This is a genomic window from Pseudomonas sp. KT_2_4 (genome assembly GCF_041410225.1).
Taxonomy (GTDB): Bacteria; Pseudomonadota; Gammaproteobacteria; order Pseudomonadales; family Pseudomonadaceae; genus Aquipseudomonas; species Aquipseudomonas paracarnis.
In genome coordinates this window covers 255,235-275,613 of sequence record NZ_CP166962.1, presented here as the reverse complement: position 1 = coordinate 275,613, position 20,379 = coordinate 255,235, and the positions used below count along the sequence as shown (strand labels likewise).

Genomic DNA, 20,379 nt, shown 5'->3' with positions numbered 1-20,379 from the left:
CATGGCGGTCTCACACGGCTCCCTACCATTCAAGGAACAGATCGACTACTTCCGTGGCAAGGTCGACCTGCCGACCCGCGCATGGACCGATGCCTACGTTGCTGAACACGACTATGCGTTCGTCGTGGCGGGTGCTGCGAAGCGAGATCTTCTGGCCGATCTGCGGGGTGCCGTAGAGAAGTCCATCGCCAGGGGCACCACCCTGGAGCAGTTCCGCAAAGACTTTGACCAGGTCGTAGGCAAACATGGCTGGCAGTACCAGGGCGAGCGCGGTTGGCGCACCAATGTCATCTGGGAGACCAACCTACGCCAATCGTATAACGCCGGGCGCGAAGCGCAGATGGCCGACCCGGAGTTGCGCAAACGCCGCCCCTACGGCATATATCGCCATGGCGACAGCGCACATCCACGCCCGATGCATCTGGCCTGGAACGGCACCACGTTGCCGCTTGATGATCCCTGGTGGGAAACCCATACCCCGTCATGCGGCTGGGGCTGCAAGTGCAAGAAGTTCATGGCCTCGGCCAGAGACGTAGAGCGTCAGGGCCTGACGATTGGTCCGGCACCCGCTATAGAGTGGGAAGATCGGGTCATCGGCAAGAACAGCCCTGGTGGTCCACGCACCGTGCGAATGCCCAAGGGGATTGATCCAGGCTTTGAATATGCACCTGGTCAATCACGCTTGGCCAACTCCGTGCCCCAGCTGCGCACCCATGATCTGGTTCCAGCACCATCAGCAGCTCCGGCACCGACAACCGGCTTGCCCAACCAGCAACCAAGCGGGCCTTTGCCGCAGCCTCGACCGGTCCCGGCAAAGCGTCTGCTCCCCGCCAAGGTATCTACCCCTCAAGCGGTGACCCAGTTCCTGGGCGAGTTCGGCGCCACTGACGTCGTACCGGCAGTGTTCCGTGACGTGACCGGTGAGGCCCTAGTCATCGGGCGGGAGATGTTCAGCGATGCCAAAACCGGCGCAATAGCCTTGGCCCAACACGTCAAGGCTCGCGAGCTGCCGTTGTTGGCTGAGGCCATTAAGGCACCTGATGAGATCTGGGCACGCTTGGAGTGGCAGCCTGACCAAGGCAAAGCAGTGTTGCGCCGTCGTTACCTGGCGCACGTCCAGGTCAAGGGGAAGGCTGATCCAGCTGTTGCCATATTCGACCAAGGCGCAGATGGCTGGACCGGCGTTACAGGGTTTGTGGATGACAGTGAGCAGTATCTTGAGGCATTGCGTCTCGGTGTCCTGCTTTACCGACGTACCGAATAAGGAGCGGACATGGCTGGTTCAATGCTTGAGGTATCCGTCGATACAAGTCCTGTCGGCAAGGCCCTGGATGACCTGGCCGAGCGGTTGGGCGACCTGACAACGCCGCTCAATGACATCGCAGAACACCTGTACCAATCCACTGATGATCGCTTTCGCCAGCAGGTTGCCCCGGACGGTTCGCCCTGGGCGCCGCTCGCGGCCTCAACCCTGGCGCGCAAGAAAGGCCCTCGCATCCTGCGTGAGAAAGGCACTCTACAGGACACACTGCGTCACAACGTCAGCAACAATGAACTGTCTTTCGGTACTGACCGACCATACGGTGCCATTCACCAGTTCGGTGGTAAGGTCCAGCATGCGGCCAGGTCACAGCAGGTCTACTTCCGTCAGGGTAAAGATGGATCGGTGGGTAATCGCTTTGTGAAGAAGAGCAAGTCCAACTTTGCACAGTGGGTTACCCGTGGTGCGCATGACTCCGAAATCAAGGCAAGACCCTACCTAGGCCTGTCATCAGGCGACGATATTGAGATACTGGCGATCATCCAGAACTACCTTATGGAGCCAATGACTGAGTAATGGCGCAGAATCGCGCAGGCTCGCTGATCGCGTTTTGCGGGTACGTCCGCCGCTCATGGAGTGATTGAGCGGCGTTAGACATGCGTTAGATTCAGTTCTAGCGGTATTTATTACGTCTGCGCGAGACAGTCCCCCCATTGTCTACGTATAGAATGGGTCGACGCAGCATCCCCTCACCGCCTTCCCCAGCGCACACATTCTTAAACCCCGCTGATACTCACTCGTTCCGCCTGGCCGCCCAAACTGGCGGCATGAAAAAGACACTTCTCGCACTCAATACCGACCTCTCCGCAACGGCCCCAGAAGGCACGATCCCGGATTGGGTTGAGCTGATTCCAGCCGGTCAGACCGTCACCGGCCGTGACGGCCGTAAATGGTTGTTCGACGTACAGGGCCAAGCTCTGGTGCTTTCCAATTTCACTGATCGAGCAGATGAGTTGCCGATTGATTGGGAGCATTCCACCCAGCACCGCGCACCTAAAGGCGAGCCCGCACCCGCAGGTGGTTGGATCTTGCAATTGGAGATTCGCGACGGTGCTTTGTGGGGCCGGGTTGAGTGGACTCCCCGCGCCGCCGCCCAGGTGAGTAGCCGCGAGTACCGTTTCCTTTCCCCGGTTTTTGATTACGACCCAGTGACCATGCGCATTGCGCGCCTGGTCAGCGCGGGCCTGACCAACAAGCCGAATTTCCTCCTGACAGCACTTAATCAAGAAGACCCGGAGACCACACCAGTGAAACTTTCAGCTGCGTTTTTGGCACTGCTCGGCCTGCCCGACACCGCCACCGAAGAACAGGCCATGTCGGCCGCAAGCCAACTCAAAACTACCGCCCAGGCTGCCAACGCCGAACAACCTAACCTCACGCAGTTCGTTCCGCGTGCGGACTACGACGCCCTGGTCGGCCGTGCCACCAACGCCGAACAGGCGCTGGCCAGCCAGAAGAAGGCCGAGCACGACAAGGAAGTCGAGGCGGTCATCACATCGGCCACCCAGGCCGGAAAGATCACCCCGTCCACGGTCGAGTATCACCGCGCCATGTGCCATGACGAAGCGGGCCTGGCGCGCTTCAAGGAGTTTGTGACAGCTGCCCCAGTAGTGGCTGCTGTCTCTGACCTGGGCAACAGGAACCCGGCGAATACCGCCACGGCTCTCAATGCCGAGGAACAAAAGGTCGCATCGTTGCTGGGTATGAGCGAAGCGGAATTCATCAAGGGCAAGGCGTAACTCCCCCTCTATATAAAGGAAGAGATTCATGATCATTAACGCCAGTGTCTTGAACGCGCTGTTTGTTGCGTACAAGGCCGAGTTCCAAAACGCCCAGGCCGCGACGCCGACCGACTGGAAGCGCATTGCCACGCCGGTCCCGTCCTCATCGGCCAGCAATACCTACGGCTGGCTGGGTCAGTTCCCGACGTTCCGTGAGTGGATCGGCGACCGTGTTCTCAAGAACATGGCAGCGCATGGCTACTCCATCACCAACAAGAAGTTTGAGTCCTCGGTAGGTGTCCCACGTGATGCCATCGAAGACGACGAGATCGGCGTTTACAAGCCGCTGTTTGCCGAAATGGGTCGAGCTTCCAGCGCGCACCCGGACGAACTGGTATTCGCGCTGCTCAAGGCTGGCCTGACCACTACCTGTTATGACGGCCAGTACTTCTTCGACACCGATCATCCGGTCTACCCATCGACCGATGCGACCGGCACGGCGGTTTCCGTCAGCAACTATCAAGACGGTGCAGGCCCGGCCTGGTATCTGCTCGATGTCAGCCGCGCCCTGAAACCTATCATCTTTCAGAACCGTCGCAATTACGACCTGAAAGCGATGACCGCGATGGACGACGAAAGCGTCTTCATGCGCGACGAATACCGCTATGGCGTGGATGCGCGTGTGAACGTCGGCTTCGGCTTCTGGCAGTTCGCCTATTGCTCGAAAGCCCCGCTGACGGCTGAGAACTACGGCTTGGCGCGTGCTGCCATGAAGAACTTCCAGGCCGATGGTGGTCGCCCTCTGGGCATTAATCCTGGCCTCCTTGTCGTTCCATCCCAACTGGAGGGCGCTGCTCGCAAGATCCTGGTCAAGGATGCGGACAACGGCAACGAATGGGCAGGCACAGCCGAAGTACTTGCACCGGCTTGGCTGGGTTAAGGGGGCGTCATGACCATTGTGATCACCTCGAAACATGACGGTTTCCGCCGTTGTGGCATCGCCCACTCCAGCTCGGCAGCGCGTTACCCGGATGACTTTTTTTCGGAAGCGCAGTTGCGGGCTCTGTCAAAAGAGCCTCAGTTGATCCTCGCTTATGAGGAGGATGAATTCGACCAGGTAAAGGACCGCCGCGATGAAAACCTCCAGGAAGTCGATGTATCGAAAGCGTCCGGCGCCGCACAAAACGATCAGTCGCAGACGCTTGAAGCAAGCGCTACAGCGCTGGGTGATGGAGTGGTTTTGCCCGTAGCCCCGGTGGCGGGCAACCTTGATTCCCTTTGGGACGATGCCCTCCTGGAAGACGAACAACGGGAAGCAGCCAAGCTGAATGCAGAAACCGAAACGCTTTGGGATGAGGCGATTGCGGAGGATGTACTGCGGGAGGCGGCCAAAGTAAAGGCGGCCAAGGCACCAGCAAAGCCGAAAAAGGCAGCGGATAAATGAACCTCTCGCTGCCGTCCGCCAGTCAGCTCCTGGTCCGCTTTGGCCCTCGTGATATCACTGAGGTAGCAGTCGCGGATACCGACCGGGTCATCGAGCCCGAGCTGCTGGTAGCCGCTGCTGCAGGCAAGCCATTGGATGACTGGTCTGCGGAAGATGTGGCCATCGCCGTCATGGCGTTGGCCAGGATCGCTGATGCGGTCACTCGGTCGCGTAGTGAGGTTTCGTTTTACCTGCGGTTCCGTGCAGCTGGCGAAGATGCTCCCGAATGGGTCACGGATGACCTGGCCGAGATCGCCCGCTACCACCTGTACGACGATGCCGGAAAGGAAGAGTCGACTGTGCGGGTGCTCTACAAGGACGTGATAAAGCGCCTTGAAACTCTGGCCAAGGAAGACAAGGAACGTGGAGCCGCCGAGGCAGGCCGGTCGGGCATGCAGCTCACCAGTCAGCCACGACTCATGTCTCGCACCACCTTGAGATCGCTCTGATGTTGGGCGAGCTGGAAGACCTGATTGAGGCGCGCCTGAAGGAACTGACGGCCAAGATCCCGCGCCTGGCCGTGGAAAGCTACGGCGGTGAATTGAGCGACCCGGACCTGTTGTCTGGGTTACTCAAACGTTGCCCGGCTGTACTGGTCATGGTGCCCAAGGTGACGTTTCAACGGCGTAGTCAAAATCGCTACACGGTGCCGATTACTTTTCGCCTGGTCATTGCCACACGTCACCCCCGTGGCGAGCGGGAAACCCGGCGCGGTAGCGGCCCGAAGGACGTGGGTAGCTACGACCTGTGGGAAGCCTGCATGCATCAACTGGTGGAATGGCAGCCCTGGATAAATCGTGCGGCTATCCGTCCGACAGAGCTTTCCAACCTGGTCAACGGCAAGTTGGCCAGCGACCACCTCTCAGTCCTGGGGCAGTCGTTCGTCATCGAACTGGATTGGGAGAAACCGAAAGAAGCTCTGCCTGACTTCCTGGGCGCTAGCTTGGAATACCACACCCCATCGGAGAACCCCGAGCCGGTGGCCACCGACATCATCGAACTGAGGGACGTGTAATGCGCGTTATCGCCGCACCTGGTCATCGGGTGCCCATGGATGAAGATCCGTACAAGTACATCGAAGAGACTGAGTCCGTCGACGTGCCAGATACCTCCTATTACCGACGCCGCTTGGCGGCTGGTGAACTGCTCGCCGCGAAGAAACCACGCGGCAGTGCCAAACAACTCGCACAGGAATCCGCTGAATGAGCATTTCCTTTGACACCATCCCGGCGTCGATTCGCAAGCCGGGCGTTTATATTGAGTTCAATACCAGCCTGGCGGTACGGACGCTGCCCACCAACAAGCAGAGCGTCTGCCTGATCGTGCCCCTGGGCGTCGATGCTACTGTTGCTGCCAACGTGCCTACGCCGTTCTACAGTGCAGCCGAGGCCAAGGCTTTGTTCGGCGGCACAGTGGCCGGGGAAATGGCGGATGCATTTATCACCGCCAATCGGTACGCCTCCCTCTCGGCTGTTGGCGTGGTGGTCACGGGCGAAACAGAGCCCGACATCAAGGCTGCTTTGGACTCGACCGCCATGGGTGGTTTCACCATCCTGGTGCCTGCCTGGTTTAGCCAGGTCGCACTCACTGCATTGCGCACGCACATCCAGACCTACACCAGTTCGATGGAGCAACAGGGCATCATCGGTGTGGCGGCGCTGACCAGCACCTTATCGGCCGCGACCACGTTGGCCACGTCGCTGAACTCCGGCGCAATCAGTTTGGCAGTCCTGCCGGGAACTGCATCGACTGCGCGCCAGGTCGCCGCCGCTTACGCCGCCATGATCGCCTCGGAAGAAGATCCAGCGCGGCCGCTGAATACCCTGATATTGACTGGTATCAAGGTTCCGCCTGTCACTCAGCGCCTCGGCCGCACGGAGCAGGAAACGGCCCTGGCCAATGGTGTCACGCCGCTTGAAGTTGCGGCCGGTGATGTCATTCAGATCGTCCGTGCAGTGACCACTTACACCAAGTCCGCTGCCGGTGCTACGGACGTGTCGCTGCTGGATCTGACCACCATACGCACCCTGTATTACGTGCGAGTGGCGGTTCGCGACCGTATCCGCCTGCGCTTCCCTCGCTCGAAACTCTCCACCAAGACACCTGCGGCTGTTCGTGGCGAGATTCTGGACGTACTCAAGAAGCTGGAAGAGCTGGAAATCGTCGAAGAAGTCGATGCCAACGCGGATGGCCTGGTAGTTGAGCGTTCACTCCAGGACGTAAACCGCCTCGACTGCTCCATCCCTGTCGATGTGGTCAACGGACTGCACGTATTTGCTGGTCGTATTGACCTGCTCCTGTAAGAGGTGATTTTAGATGGCTGATAACTATGTAGGGCAGATCGTCCTGGAGATCAACGGCACCGATTATGAGGTGACGAGCGTTGAGCCGAGCCTTAAGACCGGGCGTAAGGTCGTCAAGACGATGAACCGCACAGGCCGTCCCACCGGCACCGCAAAGGGTATCGAAGAGCACGAGCTGAAAATCTCGGTGGTCATTCCTAAAAGCGGCGAGCCGGAATGGCGCGCTCTGATGGATGCCAAGCTGACGATCTATGCCCAGGATGGTGGCGGTAAGCGTGAGACCTGGACAGGTTGTTCTCTGATCGAGCTGGGCAGTAAGTACCAGCTTGAAGGTGAAGCCACCCGCGACCTGACCATCGCCGCCCTCAACTACTACACGGAGTGATGCAATGACCGAGCAATCAAGCAAGCGCTGGGAAGGACTGAGCATCACCCGCGAACTCCAAATGGGTGTCTATTACTCCGGCCTGCGCCACAAGACCTTCACTTTGCGTGTTCCTGTTGCGGGCGACCTGGTCGCCGCACAGGAGCTGCACCCAGGTGCGCCATTTCAACTGATCACCCTGGAGGTTTATCGCCGTCAGTTGTTGTCCCTGGGCGAGATTCCCGCCGACGCGTTGACCACTGAATTGCTCCTGGGCGAACTCACCGAGAGCGACCTGGCCATCATTGCCGATGCCGATGCCGAACTGGAAAAAAAGCTCGCGCCGCCGAGCGCGGACACGCCGACTGGCGCCGAATCGAACACGCCTTTGTCCGCCACGGATACCGACTAGAAGAGGTCCGACAGATGACCAGGGCCGAGATCGATGCACGTATTGATCTGATCCTCGGCAAGAAAAAAGGCACTCGCTACATCAGTCAGCGCCAGCGCAAACCCTTACCCAAACCCAGATGACTGGCTCGACACCGGGCCTTTCTTGTCCCTGTAAGACCCTTTCCGGGAGTTTTCCATGTCCGATTTGCGCGTCGCGCTCCGTTTCCAGGCTCATGCAGGCAACAGCCGCCGCGAGATCGAGCAGATCAACCGTGACCTGCGCAAGGCTGGCAAGGAAGGCGCCAAGGCTCTGGCCGATGAAAGCTGGAAGGCGTCTTCTGCCATCACCAAGGTCGGCCAGGTCGGGGCCAACAGCTATAAAGTCATCCGTGCAGCAATGCGCGAAACCGCTACGGCTGGTTCCGGCACGCGCATCGAGGTCAGCAAGACAACTGCCGAACTCAAGGATATGGCCAACGCCGCTCGCAAGGCTGCACGAGATGCAAAAACTGAGTTGCAGAGTACCGACCGGCAAGGTGTGCAGCCTTTGCGTCAGAGCGTCGATAAGACAGAAGCGTCCTTCCGCCGCATGGCGCAGAACAGCGGTCGCAGCCTGCGCACTTTGAAAACCATCGCGATGGGTGTGCGTCAGGAGTTTGATCGCCTCAAAGGCCTGGGCGGCAGTATGCAAGGGAAACTGGCTGGGCTGGGGGTTGGCGTTGGTGTTGCGTCAGGCGTTACATCAAGTGCCAAGCTGGACCGTCAGCTTATACGTACTCAACAGACTGCGGGTATGTCTGTCGAAGAGCGTGAAGAGTGGCGTGGTGAACAATGGCGACTAGCAAAAACCTACGGTATTGAGCGTGAGCAAGTTCAAACAGGTTTCGATACATTGATTGCAAGTGGCTTATCCTACGATAAGGCGAAGGCAAGTTCCGGTGCTATCGCTCAAGCTACAGCAGTTACTGGGGCCGATTCTGGGATTCTGGCTAAAGCACTTATAACTGGAGCAAGTGCTTTTGATATCGACCTCTCCAAGCCAAACGCCGCTTTAGACATCCTTCAAAAAATGATCGTAGCGGGCCGATTGGGTAACGCTGAACTTGAGAACCTTTCAAGTATTTTTCCCAAAGTGGGACAGGATGCCAAGTCCGCCGGCATGTCCATGGCTCAGTCTCTTTCGTTTGTTGAAACATTATCTCTAATTGAGCTTGAGCCTGATCGTTTGGGTACGCTGGCGCAATCGACTTTACGTACATTCAACAACGACACCTACCGCAAAAGCGTTACGAAAAATACTGGCGTGGAGTTTTTTAATAAAGATAAGTCTGTAAGGAATACTCAGGATGTATTTCTTGATCTACAGCGCAAATATAAATCGTTTAATAACGACAAAGATCGCGCTCGATTCATGGGTGTGGTATTTGGAAAAATGGATCAGGACACGCAGAAGGGAGTTAAAGCTTTCCTGACTGGTGACCGACTGGAAAACTTTGCGAAAAGTACTGGTGATATCAATAACGCCAAGGGTGTTATAGAAAAGGATTTGGCCGATAACATGAGCAGTTCGACTGCCGTCGGTTCTCGAATGAAGGCCACCCTGGGCGAGGCTATCGACCGTATGGCGAAGCCATTGAACAAGGGCTTTGCAGACCTCGGCAGTTACCTGCTCGATGACTTGAATCTTTCCGGCGAGCAAATGCTGGCGGGTGGTGCAGCTTTGGGCGTTGGCGGTTATTACGCCGGACGCGGTGCCAAGGCTGGTGCAGGAGCGTTGCTGAATAAGTTCATGGGCGGCCCTGAGACGTTGAAGAACATCGCCGTGGGCAAGGTGCTTGAGGAAGCTACCGGCGTCACTTCGGTGTTCGTCACCAACTGGCCTGCTGGTACGCCCCTCGGTATTGGCAGCGGTCCCGACCTGCCCAATGGTCCCAGTTCCGGTAAAGGCAACGGGAAGCCAGGTGGTTTTATCACCCCGTGGCTAGCCCCCTTGGCTTTAGCTGCGACGGCCACGCAGATCGGCGGGGCAAGTGCGACGGCCACAGATGAAGGTCGCCTCGATGCTGCCCAGCGCAGCAAGCTGCTTAACGATGATCAGCGAACGTACCAGGCGTCCTTCTACCGCAACCGCATGGCCCTGGCCGACAGGAATCCCGACCAGTCATCTGACTGGCTGTCCTCAGAGGCCCAGCGCCTGGCGCACCATGAAACCGGCCTGACAGCTGCGGGCCTTCCCATCGACGGCGCTAACACTTGGGCCCAGGGCATCGCCAGTCGTGCCCTGGCTGCGGGTGCCAACACCTTCACAGCACAGCAACGCCTGCGGGACATGATGTCGCAAACCGGTAACAGCCAGCCTTCGACCTGGTTAGCTGACCAGGCACAACGCCTGGCTAACCCGTTGTCGGGCGGCAGCATGGCCGGCTTTCCAGGAATTACCGGCAACGGCTCCGCACCAGGTGCAATCGGTGCCAATCCTGCCGCACAAGCCGCCGAGGAACGCCTCCGTTCGTTGCTCACCCAGCCGCTGGTCATCGAAGTGCGTACTGATTCGCGCATGATCCAGGCCGAGGTCGAGCGTCGAACTGACATTCAGATGAGGCGCGGCGGATGAGCTGGGCAGAGAACCTGCTGGACGCCTCTTTTCGCGGCGTCCCGCTCCAGGTAGAAAGCGAAAGCCTGCAATGGCAACGCGCGCTGTCCGAGCATGGGACGCCTTTCAAGGATGGCGACCGGGTCAAAGACCTGGGCCGTGGTGCGCGTCGCATCCCCATGCAAGTGGTCGTGTTCGGCGTCAATTATGAGATCGAACTCCAGAACATCCTCCGCACCCTGAACACACCAGGTACGGGCGAACTGATCCACCCGATCTATGGCAGCATGAATGTCGTCAGCAATACTGGCGAGGTGAAGCACAGCGCCGACCGGCCGGATTATGCCGAGATCAGCATAGTGTTTGTTGAGGACACGCCCGACGCTCCATTCTTCGACCGGCAATTCGAGTTCGTCGACATTGGCGTATTGGGGCTGGAGGATGAATATAGCTGGCAGGATGGCATCTTCGATCTGTTTGGCCGCATTGACTCCCTGGTCGGCGAGATCCAGTCGTGGATTGGCGGAGGCTGGGTGGGGCTGATCGAAAAGGCCCTGGGCCTACCTGGCATTGGCCTACGTCTGCAACAACTGCGCTCTCAGATCCTCGGCGTGGTGTCCGGTGTTGGGTCTATGGCCAAGCGTCCGTCAGGGGCGTTTGATCCCCTGGTCGATCTGATGCGTACCCCGTCAGAGATCCGGGATGCAGTCCAGGGCAGTACACCTAGCTCGTCAACAGCATTACTTACTCGTACTGGTGTGCCCGCTACGTTGCCAGGTAATGCGAGCCTGCCGGCAGATGCAGCGCGTGCAGGCGCGGGCTTTTTGATCGGTGCGCGCCAGGGTGTGGCTACCACTGTCGGCCCGCTGATCGATGGCGCGCCAACCATTCCAGGTAGCGTCTTGGTGCTGCTGCCTGATGGCATGCCAGATGATCCAGTTGCCGCTAGCGGTTTCGCTCTGGTCGTCCTGGTCATCACCGAACTGGCGCTTGCTCACGCCCAGGCGGTGGCCACCATCATCGAGGACGAAGCCGATACGCCGACCTTGAGTCCATTAGAACTGGAAGGCCTGGTTAACCTGGTGCGCTCTCTGGTCCAGTCATCCATTCTGCTTCAACGTCACCTTTACGACGTGGAAACCGCTCTTCCGATCATTGAGGCATTGCGCAATGTCGCCGCGTTGATCCAGGCCCGCGCCCGCCAAGTCATTCTGCAAAGTCCGCCGTTGCTGAAACGAGTGGTTGAGACGCCTGCTAGCCTGCATCTGTTGGCCCACCGCTGGTACGGCGACCATACCCGCGCCGCCGAGCTGATCCGCCTCAATCCCAGCTTGAAAACTCCACATAACATTCAGGCCGGGGAGGTGCTGCGTGCCTACGCCAAGTAACGTGCTGGACGAGTCTATACGTCTGTCCATTGGTGGCCTGGCGCATGAAGAATGGGACGGCTGGTCGGTTGAGTCCGATCTGTTGACCGCTGCTGACGGTTTCGAACTTGAGCTGTACACCAAAGACGCCACCCGCTTGCCTAGCGTATTAGCCGAGGGCGCGCCTTGCTCGCTGACCTTGGGCAAGGACCGCGTACTAACCGGCCAGGTCGACGAATTCGAACACGACATCTCCCGTCAGGGTATCTCTATGCGTATTACCGGGCGGGACCGTGCGGCGCCCCTGGTCGACTGTTCCGCACCGTTCGTATCGATGCGCGAAGCTTCGCTGGCGCAGATCCTGGACCAAGTCGTAAAGCCGCTGGGCATTACTCAAATAGAAATCCGCGCCGCCCAGGCCAAGACCAGGCGCCGCGTTCAGATTGAACCAGGTCAAAGCGCCTGGGAGGCATTGCTCCAGGTTGCCGAAGCCAACGGCCTGTGGCCCTGGGTAGAGCCTGACGGCCGCCTGATCATCGGCGGGCCGGACTACAACGCCGCGCCAGTCAGTACACTGATCATGCGGGAAGACGGCGTCGGCAATAACGTGCAGCGTCTCAGTGTGCGGCGTTCTATCGCCAACCGATACAGCCAGATCACTGTATTGGGCCAGCACGGTCAGTATGACAACGACGGCCTCGACACCAAACGCTCCCACCTGCGCTCAGTCATCCAGGACGAAACCCTGGCCCGCCGTGGGATTTTCCGGCCGAAGGTGGTGATCGACAGCTCCAGCGAGAACCAGGACATGGCTACCACCCGTGCCCGTAAGCTGTTGGCGGACAGTCGCCTGGAGGGTTTCGAGATTCGAGCCGTGGTCATGGGCCACCGTGCCGACAACGGCCAAGTTTGGAACCCGGGCCAGCGGGTCATTGTGCGTAGTGAGCCCCATGGGCTGGATGCGACTTACTTTCTGATGGCCCGCACCTTGCGCCTGACTCGGAGTGACGGGCCTATCACCGAGCTGCGGTTGCGTGAAGACAAAATGTGGGTGCTGGACGGCAACCCCACCAAGAAGCGCAAGGGCAAGAAAGCCAACCCGGACGCGGCATTCATCGAAATCATCAGGGGGGCATGATGAGCAATATGGCGCGCCTGGTGCGCGAGCAGGTCAGTAGAGTGGTGGGGAACATTCGCCAGGCCTTCCGAGGTACGGCGGCACGTAATACCCATGGCACGTTGATTGGCATTGAAATGGAAGGGCTTGCGGGCGAGTCGGTTTCCGGCGAACTGATGCAACACTATGGGTTCACCTCGGGGCCGCTGCCTGGTGCTGAATTTATCGCGATTCCTGTAGGCGGCAATAGTAAGCACACGGTCGTCGTGGCCAGTGAGGACGGACGTTATCGGGTCGTGATCAAGGATGGCGAGGTGGCCCTATATACCGATGAGGGCGACTACATCCATATGAAGCGTGGTCGGCTGATTGAAATCGAAACTGACACATTGGTGGTCAGGGCCTCGACCAAGGTGCGTTTTGAAACGCCCCTGGTCGAAATGAGCGAGGACGTTAAAGCAGCGGGAGATATCGCGGACCATACCCGGACTATGCAGGCAGATCGGCTTATCTATAACGGGCATAACCACGGGGGCGGTCCAGTACCAGGTCAACAGCAGTAAGCCGAAAGCCCCCAGGGAAATTCTTAAACCCCGCTGATACTCGGCGTCTTTTGCGTGCACGTCACTATGCCAGCCTATGGACGCAGGCATAAACCCAACTACTGGCGACTTGACGGGCCAGCGTATCTATACGCTGGGCAACGCCGTTTACATCCGCCTCATTACACCCCTCGGCACCTGGTGGAAAGACACCACCGTGGGCTCCCGCCTGCACGAACTGAAACGCTCTAAAGACCTGCCACGGGTTGGCAAGCTCGCCAAGCAGTACGCCGAGCAGGCACTCCAGCCGCTGCTCGATGACGGCCGCGCCCAGAGCATCACAATCACCGTTGAACAGCCTCACAACGGCTGGCTCAACCTGCAAATTGACATCACCGACGCTACCGGCAATCCGCAGGTGTTTCGCCAACCTGTAAGGGTGAACTGATATGGCTTTTACCGCTCCCGCCCTCGACACAATATTGCAGGGCATCCTCCGTGATATTCGCAACCTTCAGGCCGAAGCTGATATTGGTCCGGACAGCGACAACTATGTTCGGTCAGCCGCTGTGGCGTCGGCCATTGAAGGGCTGTATCAGAAGCTAGCCTGGCTTTACCGCCAAATCTTCCCTGACACGGCCGATGAGGAAGAGCTTCTTCATGCGGCCGGACTCAGAGGCGTTTTGCGAAAAGACGCTGTTGCTGCCACCGGCACTGTTGCATTGAAGGGCTCGCCGGGTGTCGAGTTGTTAGTGGGCGCGACCATGAGGCACGTTGTCACGGGCGAGCAATTCACTGCCAAAGCTGGCGCGAAACTTGGTGTCAATGGCACCGCTTCGGTATTGGTTGAAGCACAGAAAGTTGGTGTGGCAGTCAACAATCTTACGGGAGGCCTGATTCTTACCAGCCCACCCTTGGGCATGGATTCGTCTGCGGCATTCATCGGTAAAACTGCTGGCGGTGATGATCAAGAGGCAGTCGAATCTCTGCTCGCCCGCTTTTTAGACATTATCCAAACGCCTCCGGCCGGAGGTGCTGCTTACGACTTTCGCCGTTGGGCTCTGGAGGTTGATGGGGTGTCCGAAGCCCTGGTAATCCCTCGGCGCCGAGGCGGAGGGACCGTCGACGTGGTTATCACAGCAAGTACCGGACTACCTTCGGCGGAAGTCATCGCCGCCTGTTTGGCGCACTTACAGGAACAATGCTCGGTCATCGCTGATGTCTGGGTCTATGCCCCAACCATCCGTACCGTCAACGCGGCCGCGAATATCGAGTTGGCTTCTGGCTACTCAATGTCTGATGTTCAAGCTGCCGCGCAGAAAGCCTACACCATGCTCGCGGGTGCTTTAAAGCCGGGTGAAGCTCTCAAGCGCTCCCAGATTGAGGCAATGATAAACAACTTGGCCGGTGTTCTGGATCGCGTCGTAACTGCTCCAACTGGCAACGTCAACGCATCAGATAATCCAGCGCTCATCGGCTGGATTCGCCCTGGCACCATCACGTTGGGATTGATGGCATGACGACGCTCGCGGACCAGCTTCGGTTATTACTCCCTCCGGTTTCCTACGATGGGACTGCGCCCTATCTGTCAGCAACTATTGAAGCCGAAGCAAACGCCATGATTCTGGCGGAAGAACAGGCCAATTCAATTTACAACGCGATTTTTCCCGATACGGGAGAAGGATTGTCCGATTGGGAGCGTGTATTGGCGCTTCCAGATTCATGCTTAATCGATCAGTCGCAAACAGTAGGGCAGCGAGTTCAGGCGGTTGTAAGCAAGCTGCAAGGTCGTGCGGGCCAGAGCAAGGCTTTCTTTATCGCTTTGGCAAAGTCCATGGGCTACGACATTACGATCACAACGTTCAGGCCCGCCAACGCCGGTATGGCGCGTGCTGGCGATTCCCTCAACGGAGGGGATTGGAATTTTGCTTGGCGTATCAACGCACCGGCTGTGACCACCAGCAGTGCCAGGGCTGGAACCGCGAGCGCGGGTGATCCCTTGGCGGCATGGGGCAATAAGCCTCTTGAGTGTCGGCTTAACCAACTGAAACCCGCCGAATCTATTTTGCTGTTCGGTTATGGAGACTATTAATGCAAAAGATCAGCGATAGTACTAATACAGCAAACGCGTCCGGCGAATACACCGAAGGCAATCCGGCAGCGGGTGTCGCGGCCACTCGGATCACGGCTCGTTGGCTCAATACGATTCAGCGCGAGCTGACTAACTTGATCAACGGATCAGGTGCAGCGCTAAATGTAGCCGACGACGGCCAAGTAGTGAAAGCTGTTGCCGCCCTGGCAGGTAAAGCAGCGGAATTCCCAAACATAACAAAAAAGCCGACAACCTTGGCTGGGTACGGTATTTCCGATGGTTATACCAAAGCGGAAATTGATCAGTCTTTTGCGCCTGTTGCATATCGTGCAACAACTTTGGCGGGGTACGGTATCACTGATGCCTATACCAGAACTGAGGCTGGCCAGTCCTTTGCGAGCAAATCCACGACCCTGGCGGGCTATGGCATCACCGATGCCTATACCAAAACTGAGGCTGGGCAGTCATTTGCGAGCAAGGCCTCCACGCTCGCCGGCTACAACATCGGTGATGCTTACACGAAGACGCAGGTAGACAGTGCCTTGTCCAGCAAGGCTGACAAGGGGACCACCCTAGCGGCCTATGGTATTAGTGACGCCTACACCAAAACTGAGGCTGGGCAGTCATTTGCGAGCAAGGCCTCCACGCTTGCCGGCTACAACATCGGTGATGCTTACACGAAGGGGCAGGTAGACAGTGCCTTGTCCAACAAGGCTGACAAGGGGGCGGCGACAGAAATTTTCGCTGGCACTGCGGCGATAGCAACTCAAAACCAGACCAATAGCGGAACTGACAACGCGACAATTGTTACTCCACGCAAGTTGCGTGCTGGCTTTCTCTCCAGCTTCACTGAGAACGGTTTTATTGCGTTCCCCACATGGCTCGGCGGTCTGATCATTCAGTGGGGAAGAACAGCCGTTCTCACCGATGGTTCTGCAACCAACGTGTCCCTTCCTTTTACGTTCCCATCCACAACGTTGCAAATGTGGACTTCGCTCTACGGTAGCGTCTCTGGCGACTCCGCCGCATGCCGCGTATCGGCGGGACAATTTGTAAGCTTGTCGCAGATTAATGTCTCATATAACGAAACCAATTCGGCCCTCGGCGGCTCAGCCGTATCTTGGTGGTGCGTTGGGTTCTAACAGGTAAAACACCATGAAATACTTTTACAGCGGAGCCACTAATGGCGCCTATATCGACTCACTCAATACCTCAATACCCGAGGACGCCGTCGAGATCAGCAAGGAGCTGTATTGCGAGCTTTTCACGACCACTATCGACGGTACGGTCGGTCCTGGAGCGGACGGGTTACCTGTCCTTATACCCAGTGTCGGTCCGACAGATGAGGAGATAGCGCTTAGACGTCGTGACAGACTGCTGAGCGTTGCAACGGCAAGAATGGCCCCGCTACAGGATGCCGTCGAGATTGGAGAGGCTACGGCTGATGAAGACGCTGAGTTAACAGCGTGGAAGCGCTACCGCATGCTTCTAAACCGGATTCAGCAGCAGGATGGCTTCCCGCAGAACATTGACTGGCCTACGGTGCCAAACGAACTGCAAAATCCCGCCGAATGAGACGCCACCCTCGGTGCCAATTTTTGCGCTAAGCGGTGCCAAATCCGGCGCGCGCTTACATCTTGATCTTGATCTTGCTCTTGATCTGCTTTTGATCTCAGACGCCCCGTTAAACCACGCTGGCCGGAATTCGACAGGGATTTGGGGGGTAAACCGGCAGGGATGCCGGTTTAGCCGCCCCGCGCCATGGATGGCGCGTGGCGGCGGCCCCCCAAATCACTGGCGGATTACGGGCACACCGAGCCCAAGCGAGGTGCCGAGTGGTGGGGCAAGAGCGTTTTGCTTACTTTTGCGCTTTTCAAAAGTGAGCCGCTGTAAAAGCGGAACCCTAAGTGGCCGTTACCGCAGGAATGGATATGTACTCGGTATAAACAGTGTCGCCTGTCAGGTCGCCATCGCAGGCAAGCCAGCTCCCACATTTGGAACGCTGACCGTCAGATAGATAGAGGCCGGCTGCCAGGCCGTCTTCGCAGGCAAGCCAGCTCCCACATGGGATCTATGTTCAGCTGAAAAATGTGCCAAGGGCATGAGCTGATTCGACCCTCCCCGCCCGTCATCCAACCGTCACATCCATCTGCTGTGCTGGCGCCCATTACTCATTTGCCCAAGGACCCGTGGCCATGTTTTCCGTGCTCAAACCCCACCGCTGGAAACTCGCGTTGCTCCTGATCGCCGCCAACCTCGGACTACTCCTGCACCTGGCCTGCGGCGAGCTCAAGAGCGTCAGCGAATGGGTATGGCTGGATATCATCGGCGAAGGCGGTTCGGCGCTGCTCGCGCTGATCTGGCTGGGCCTGGTGTTGAAAAGCCGCCCCGCCGGACGGGTCACCCAATACCTGGCGCTGGGGCTGTCGTGCATCTTTTTTTCCTGGTGGATCGACAGCCTCGACGAATTCATCCGCCTGCCTGATAGCGTGTCCTGGGACCACTGGCTGGAGTCAGGGCCAATGCCGGTGGGCATGATCCTGCTGACGATTGGCATTTATCACTGGCACCACGAACAACTGGCGATCAGCGCGCAAATGGAAAAACGCGAGCGGTTGTTTCGCGAGCACCGGCTATTCGACAAACTCACGCCCCTGGCCGGCGCCGACTACCTCAAGCGCCAACTCGCCGACAGCCTGCGCGACAGCCAAGCGCAGCAACAACCACTGTCGTTGCTCGCCCTGGACCTGGATAACTTCGCCACCATCAACCAGGTCTACGGGCATGCCGAGGGTGATGCGGTGCTACAGGCGGTCAGCCACGTGCTGCTGCTCAACCTGCGCCGCCAAGACCTGTTGTGCCGCCTGGCGGGCGATCGTTTCGTGGTGCTGCTGCCCAATACCGGCGAGCGTCAGGCCCAGGGCCTGGCGCTGGAGTTGCAACACGCGGTGCAGAGCCTGGCCCACAAGACCCGGCAACAGGGCGAACGCCTGCAACTGGCGGCGACCACGGCGGTGGTAATGGCCTTGCAAGAGTCACCCCACGAGCTGCTCAAACGGCTGAATATAAGCCTGGCCCGGGCCAAGCAACCCCTTGCGAAAAGCGCCTGAAATGGCCGTGAAAACCAGCTGGTATGAAAACGACAGCCGCTTCATCCCCGGTCACTATCAACCCGCCACGTTGATCGACCTGGGCTTGTCCCGGGACATCGACAGCCATCGCCTGCTGCGGGGCACCGGCCTGTTCCACGAAGACATCCTGGCCGGCAACGCGCGGTTGAGCCCGCAACAGTTTCTGGGCTTGATCGGCAACAGCCGCAAACTACTGGACGCCGATGACAGCAGTTTCCTGTTTGGCCAACGCCTGCTGCCCGGCTACTACGGCGCCGCCAGCCATGCGCTGGGGCATGCACAGAACCTTCATCAGGCCCTGGACATCCTGATCCAGCAACAAGTGCTGCTCAGCCCGCTGGCTACGCTGCAACTGGAACTGGATGAGCACCACGCTTACCTGTATTGGTTGGACAGTTGCGGCGCCGGCGAACACTGGCGCTTTCTGCTCGAAGCCAGCATGACCTCGCTGGTTGCCATGAGCCAATGGCTCAGCGGCGAGCGCTTGCCATGGGTGTGCAGTTTCAACCATGCCGAACCTCGGTATGTCGAGCAATACTGGGTGCATCTGGGCGAGCACACGCGCTTCGAACGCCCGCTGGATATGATGTGCATCCCCCGTGAATACCTCACCCACAACTGGCCGGGCGCTTCGGCCACGGCGGGCCAGGTCGCGCGCCAGCAAGCCCTTGAACAAATCGAGCAACTGGGCTTTGCCACAAGTTTTCTGGACTGCCTCTATGCCTACCTGCGCGAACATGTGCGCCAACCACCCAGCCTGGAACAGGCCGCGCACATTTTCGCCATGAGCCCGGCCACGCTAAAGCGCAAGTTGCAACGGCACGACACCGGTTTTCAGCAACAGGTCGACCGGGTGCGCAAGCATGTGGCCTTGCACCTGTACCTGACCAAGGGCTTGAGTAACGAGGAAGTCGCGGCGTACCTGAACTTCAACGATGCGGCGAATTTTCGGCGTTCGTTCAAGCGGTGGACGGGCAGCACGCCCAACCTGATCCGCCAACTGTTCAGCAGCCGCTAGCGAGGCGTTCGCGCAGGAACTCCACCAGCGCTTGCACCGGGCGTGAACTCTGTCGGTGCTGCGGGTACACGGCCGACAGGGTCAAGGCCTCTGGGGCGAAGTCTTCCAATACCTTGACCAAGCGACCGTCCTTCAAGGCCTCGCTGACAATGAACGTCGGTAGATAGGTAACGCCCAGACCGGCAATCGCGGTATCGCGCAGCAGGTCACCGTTATTGACGCGCATGCGCCCACTGACGCTCAAGGCTTGCACCTTGCCTTTGAAGCGCCATTGCACCTGGCGGCCGTGGCCGTAGGGCAGGCAGTCGTGCGTGGTTAAGTCCTCGGGTTTCGAAGGCGTACCCCGCAACGCCAGGTAGTCGGGGCTGGCGCAATACACCCGCTCGATAGCGGCGATCCGTCGGGCGATCAGGGTGGAATCTTCCAGCGTGCCGATGCGTAGCACCAGGTCGTAGCCTTCGCCGATCAAGTCCACCGGGCGGTCGCTCAGGTCAACTTCAACGCAGACCTGCGGATGCTGACGCAGAAACAACGGCAACAGGCAACCCAGGTGCGCCATGGCGAACGACAAGGGTGCACTGAGGCGAATGGTGCCTCGGGGCTCGCTGTTCTGGCCAGCGATGCCCTGCTCCACTTGTTCCACCTCACCGAGCAGGCGCAAGGCCGACTCGTAGTAACTCTGGCCCAGCGGCGTGACGTCCAGGCGCCGTGTGGAGCGGTTAAGCAAGCGCACGCCCAGGCGGTCTTCCAGTTGGATCAGGCGGCGGCTGACGAATTGCTTGGACAAGCCCAATTGCTCGGCGGCGGCGGTGAAACTGCCGGATTCCATGACCTGGCAGAACAGGCGCATGTCTTCGAAGGGGTTCATTGTCGCTTCTCAGGGGACGATGGGCTGTTTTATAGCCTGTCAGTGGTCACACCACAAACCAAAATG

Annotated in this window: 23 protein-coding genes; 22 read left to right on the top strand and 1 reads right to left on the bottom strand. The window is 58.6% G+C overall.

Going from position 1 to position 20,379, the window contains the following annotated elements; genetic code table 11:
* Position 1: 1 nt before the first annotated feature.
* The 22 genes from AB9N64_RS01245 (at position 2) to AB9N64_RS01140 (ending at position 19,445) form a co-directional block, all read left to right on the top strand.
* A complete protein-coding gene (locus AB9N64_RS01245) occupies positions 2-1,264 on the top strand; it encodes a PBECR2 nuclease fold domain-containing protein (RefSeq protein ID WP_371359875.1) in 1,263 nt (420 codons plus the stop codon).
* A gap of 9 nt (positions 1,265-1,273) precedes the next feature.
* Positions 1,274-1,837, top strand: coding sequence for a phage virion morphogenesis protein (locus tag AB9N64_RS01240; RefSeq protein ID WP_371359874.1), 564 nt, complete (start codon positions 1,274-1,276; stop codon positions 1,835-1,837).
* 251 nt (positions 1,838-2,088) lie between these two features.
* Positions 2,089-3,060 carry a phage protease gene (locus tag AB9N64_RS01235; protein WP_371359873.1) on the top strand — a complete coding sequence of 324 codons (972 nt, stop codon included), beginning with the start codon at positions 2,089-2,091 and terminating at the stop codon, positions 3,058-3,060.
* A gap of 28 nt (positions 3,061-3,088) precedes the next feature.
* The gene (locus tag AB9N64_RS01230; RefSeq protein ID WP_371359872.1) at positions 3,089-3,982 is read left to right on the top strand and encodes a Mu-like prophage major head subunit gpT family protein; all 894 of its coding nucleotides are present in this window, start codon (positions 3,089-3,091) and stop codon (positions 3,980-3,982) included.
* A gap of 9 nt (positions 3,983-3,991) precedes the next feature.
* Entirely contained in the window at positions 3,992-4,486 is a 495-nt protein-coding gene (locus AB9N64_RS01225; protein ID WP_371359871.1) for an HI1506-related protein, read from the top strand.
* Complete coding sequence (locus tag AB9N64_RS01220; RefSeq protein ID WP_301050485.1) at positions 4,483-4,974, top strand: phage protein Gp36 family protein; 492 nt, start codon at positions 4,483-4,485, stop codon at positions 4,972-4,974. The genes AB9N64_RS01225 and AB9N64_RS01220 overlap by 4 nt, the downstream gene beginning before the upstream one ends.
* Positions 4,974-5,540 (top strand): phage protein Gp37, encoded by a 567-nt coding sequence (locus AB9N64_RS01215; RefSeq protein WP_371359869.1) that lies wholly within the window; start codon positions 4,974-4,976, stop codon positions 5,538-5,540. The genes AB9N64_RS01220 and AB9N64_RS01215 overlap by 1 nt, the downstream gene beginning before the upstream one ends.
* The gene (locus tag AB9N64_RS01210; RefSeq protein WP_371359868.1) at positions 5,540-5,731 is read left to right on the top strand and encodes a hypothetical protein; all 192 of its coding nucleotides are present in this window, start codon (positions 5,540-5,542) and stop codon (positions 5,729-5,731) included. The genes AB9N64_RS01215 and AB9N64_RS01210 overlap by 1 nt, the downstream gene beginning before the upstream one ends.
* Complete coding sequence (locus AB9N64_RS01205; RefSeq protein WP_371359867.1) at positions 5,728-6,828, top strand: phage tail sheath C-terminal domain-containing protein; 1,101 nt, start codon at positions 5,728-5,730, stop codon at positions 6,826-6,828. The genes AB9N64_RS01210 and AB9N64_RS01205 overlap by 4 nt, the downstream gene beginning before the upstream one ends.
* Positions 6,829-6,841: 13 nt before the next feature.
* Positions 6,842-7,213 carry a hypothetical protein gene (locus tag AB9N64_RS01200; protein WP_046068438.1) on the top strand — a complete coding sequence of 124 codons (372 nt, stop codon included), beginning with the start codon at positions 6,842-6,844 and terminating at the stop codon, positions 7,211-7,213.
* Positions 7,214-7,217: 4 nt separating this feature from the next.
* Positions 7,218-7,604, top strand: a complete 387-nt coding sequence (locus AB9N64_RS01195; RefSeq protein WP_371359866.1) for a hypothetical protein — start codon at positions 7,218-7,220, stop codon at positions 7,602-7,604.
* A gap of 177 nt (positions 7,605-7,781) precedes the next feature.
* Complete coding sequence (locus tag AB9N64_RS01190; RefSeq protein ID WP_371359865.1) at positions 7,782-10,199, top strand: phage tail tape measure protein; 2,418 nt, start codon at positions 7,782-7,784, stop codon at positions 10,197-10,199.
* On the top strand, positions 10,196-11,566 hold the full coding sequence (locus tag AB9N64_RS01185; RefSeq protein WP_371359864.1) for a DNA circularization protein: 1,371 nt from the start codon (positions 10,196-10,198) through the stop codon (positions 11,564-11,566). The genes AB9N64_RS01190 and AB9N64_RS01185 overlap by 4 nt, the downstream gene beginning before the upstream one ends.
* Positions 11,550-12,683 (top strand): phage baseplate assembly protein, encoded by a 1,134-nt coding sequence (locus tag AB9N64_RS01180; protein WP_371359863.1) that lies wholly within the window; start codon positions 11,550-11,552, stop codon positions 12,681-12,683. Before AB9N64_RS01185 ends, AB9N64_RS01180 begins: the two co-directional genes overlap by 17 nt.
* Positions 12,683-13,225: a phage baseplate assembly protein gene (locus AB9N64_RS01175; RefSeq protein ID WP_338741501.1), complete on the top strand. Its 543-nt coding sequence runs from the start codon at positions 12,683-12,685 to the stop codon at positions 13,223-13,225. The genes AB9N64_RS01180 and AB9N64_RS01175 overlap by 1 nt, the downstream gene beginning before the upstream one ends.
* 76 nt (positions 13,226-13,301) lie before the next feature.
* On the top strand, positions 13,302-13,652 hold the full coding sequence (locus tag AB9N64_RS01170) for a phage GP46 family protein (RefSeq protein ID WP_138739430.1): 351 nt from the start codon (positions 13,302-13,304) through the stop codon (positions 13,650-13,652).
* A gap of 1 nt (position 13,653) precedes the next feature.
* On the top strand, positions 13,654-14,724 hold the full coding sequence (locus tag AB9N64_RS01165) for a baseplate J/gp47 family protein (RefSeq protein ID WP_371359862.1): 1,071 nt from the start codon (positions 13,654-13,656) through the stop codon (positions 14,722-14,724).
* Positions 14,721-15,296 (top strand): YmfQ family protein, encoded by a 576-nt coding sequence (locus tag AB9N64_RS01160; RefSeq protein ID WP_371359861.1) that lies wholly within the window; start codon positions 14,721-14,723, stop codon positions 15,294-15,296. Before AB9N64_RS01165 ends, AB9N64_RS01160 begins: the two co-directional genes overlap by 4 nt.
* Positions 15,296-16,438: a hypothetical protein gene (locus AB9N64_RS01155; protein WP_371359860.1), complete on the top strand. Its 1,143-nt coding sequence runs from the start codon at positions 15,296-15,298 to the stop codon at positions 16,436-16,438. Before AB9N64_RS01160 ends, AB9N64_RS01155 begins: the two co-directional genes overlap by 1 nt.
* A 13-nt stretch (positions 16,439-16,451) precedes the next feature.
* A complete protein-coding gene (locus AB9N64_RS01150) occupies positions 16,452-16,871 on the top strand; it encodes a tail fiber assembly protein (protein ID WP_371359859.1) in 420 nt (139 codons plus the stop codon).
* 620 nt (positions 16,872-17,491) lie between these two features.
* Positions 17,492-18,406: a GGDEF domain-containing protein gene (locus AB9N64_RS01145; RefSeq protein WP_371359858.1), complete on the top strand. Its 915-nt coding sequence runs from the start codon at positions 17,492-17,494 to the stop codon at positions 18,404-18,406.
* A 1-nt stretch (position 18,407) separates the two neighbouring features.
* Positions 18,408-19,445: an AraC family transcriptional regulator gene (locus AB9N64_RS01140; protein WP_102666987.1), complete on the top strand. Its 1,038-nt coding sequence runs from the start codon at positions 18,408-18,410 to the stop codon at positions 19,443-19,445.
* Here AB9N64_RS01140 and AB9N64_RS01135 read toward each other — a convergent pair.
* The gene (locus AB9N64_RS01135; RefSeq protein ID WP_014718158.1) at positions 19,432-20,313 is read right to left on the bottom strand and encodes a LysR family transcriptional regulator; all 882 of its coding nucleotides are present in this window, start codon (positions 20,311-20,313) and stop codon (positions 19,432-19,434) included. The genes AB9N64_RS01140 and AB9N64_RS01135 overlap by 14 nt on opposite strands.
* Positions 20,314-20,379 lie beyond the last annotated feature (66 nt).

What these genes read in the sequence shown, in the direction of transcription:
- AB9N64_RS01215 (WP_371359869.1), top strand. Translation starts at nt 4,974, where the DNA reads ATGTTGGGCGAGCTGGAAGACCTGATTGAGGCGCGCCTGAAGGAACTG.
- AB9N64_RS01190 (WP_371359865.1), top strand. Translation starts at nt 7,782, where the DNA reads ATGTCCGATTTGCGCGTCGCGCTCCGTTTCCAGGCTCATGCAGGCAAC.
- AB9N64_RS01210 (WP_371359868.1), top strand. Translation starts at nt 5,540, where the DNA reads ATGCGCGTTATCGCCGCACCTGGTCATCGGGTGCCCATGGATGAAGAT.
- AB9N64_RS01170 (WP_138739430.1), top strand. Translation starts at nt 13,302, where the DNA reads ATGGACGCAGGCATAAACCCAACTACTGGCGACTTGACGGGCCAGCGT.
- AB9N64_RS01175 (WP_338741501.1), top strand. Translation starts at nt 12,683, where the DNA reads ATGAGCAATATGGCGCGCCTGGTGCGCGAGCAGGTCAGTAGAGTGGTG.
- AB9N64_RS01165 (WP_371359862.1), top strand. Translation starts at nt 13,654, where the DNA reads ATGGCTTTTACCGCTCCCGCCCTCGACACAATATTGCAGGGCATCCTC.
- AB9N64_RS01145 (WP_371359858.1), top strand. Translation starts at nt 17,492, where the DNA reads ATGTTTTCCGTGCTCAAACCCCACCGCTGGAAACTCGCGTTGCTCCTG.
- AB9N64_RS01240 (WP_371359874.1), top strand. Translation starts at nt 1,274, where the DNA reads ATGGCTGGTTCAATGCTTGAGGTATCCGTCGATACAAGTCCTGTCGGC.
- AB9N64_RS01135 (WP_014718158.1), bottom strand. Translation starts at nt 20,313, where the DNA reads ATGAACCCCTTCGAAGACATGCGCCTGTTCTGCCAGGTCATGGAATCC.
- AB9N64_RS01160 (WP_371359861.1), top strand. Translation starts at nt 14,721, where the DNA reads ATGACGACGCTCGCGGACCAGCTTCGGTTATTACTCCCTCCGGTTTCC.
- AB9N64_RS01155 (WP_371359860.1), top strand. Translation starts at nt 15,296, where the DNA reads ATGCAAAAGATCAGCGATAGTACTAATACAGCAAACGCGTCCGGCGAA.
- AB9N64_RS01205 (WP_371359867.1), top strand. Translation starts at nt 5,728, where the DNA reads ATGAGCATTTCCTTTGACACCATCCCGGCGTCGATTCGCAAGCCGGGC.
- AB9N64_RS01140 (WP_102666987.1), top strand. Translation starts at nt 18,408, where the DNA reads ATGGCCGTGAAAACCAGCTGGTATGAAAACGACAGCCGCTTCATCCCC.
- AB9N64_RS01230 (WP_371359872.1), top strand. Translation starts at nt 3,089, where the DNA reads ATGATCATTAACGCCAGTGTCTTGAACGCGCTGTTTGTTGCGTACAAG.
- AB9N64_RS01195 (WP_371359866.1), top strand. Translation starts at nt 7,218, where the DNA reads ATGACCGAGCAATCAAGCAAGCGCTGGGAAGGACTGAGCATCACCCGC.
- AB9N64_RS01235 (WP_371359873.1), top strand. Translation starts at nt 2,089, where the DNA reads ATGAAAAAGACACTTCTCGCACTCAATACCGACCTCTCCGCAACGGCC.
- AB9N64_RS01245 (WP_371359875.1), top strand. Translation starts at nt 2, where the DNA reads ATGGCGGTCTCACACGGCTCCCTACCATTCAAGGAACAGATCGACTAC.
- AB9N64_RS01225 (WP_371359871.1), top strand. Translation starts at nt 3,992, where the DNA reads ATGACCATTGTGATCACCTCGAAACATGACGGTTTCCGCCGTTGTGGC.
- AB9N64_RS01200 (WP_046068438.1), top strand. Translation starts at nt 6,842, where the DNA reads ATGGCTGATAACTATGTAGGGCAGATCGTCCTGGAGATCAACGGCACC.
- AB9N64_RS01185 (WP_371359864.1), top strand. Translation starts at nt 10,196, where the DNA reads ATGAGCTGGGCAGAGAACCTGCTGGACGCCTCTTTTCGCGGCGTCCCG.
- AB9N64_RS01220 (WP_301050485.1), top strand. Translation starts at nt 4,483, where the DNA reads ATGAACCTCTCGCTGCCGTCCGCCAGTCAGCTCCTGGTCCGCTTTGGC.
- AB9N64_RS01150 (WP_371359859.1), top strand. Translation starts at nt 16,452, where the DNA reads ATGAAATACTTTTACAGCGGAGCCACTAATGGCGCCTATATCGACTCA.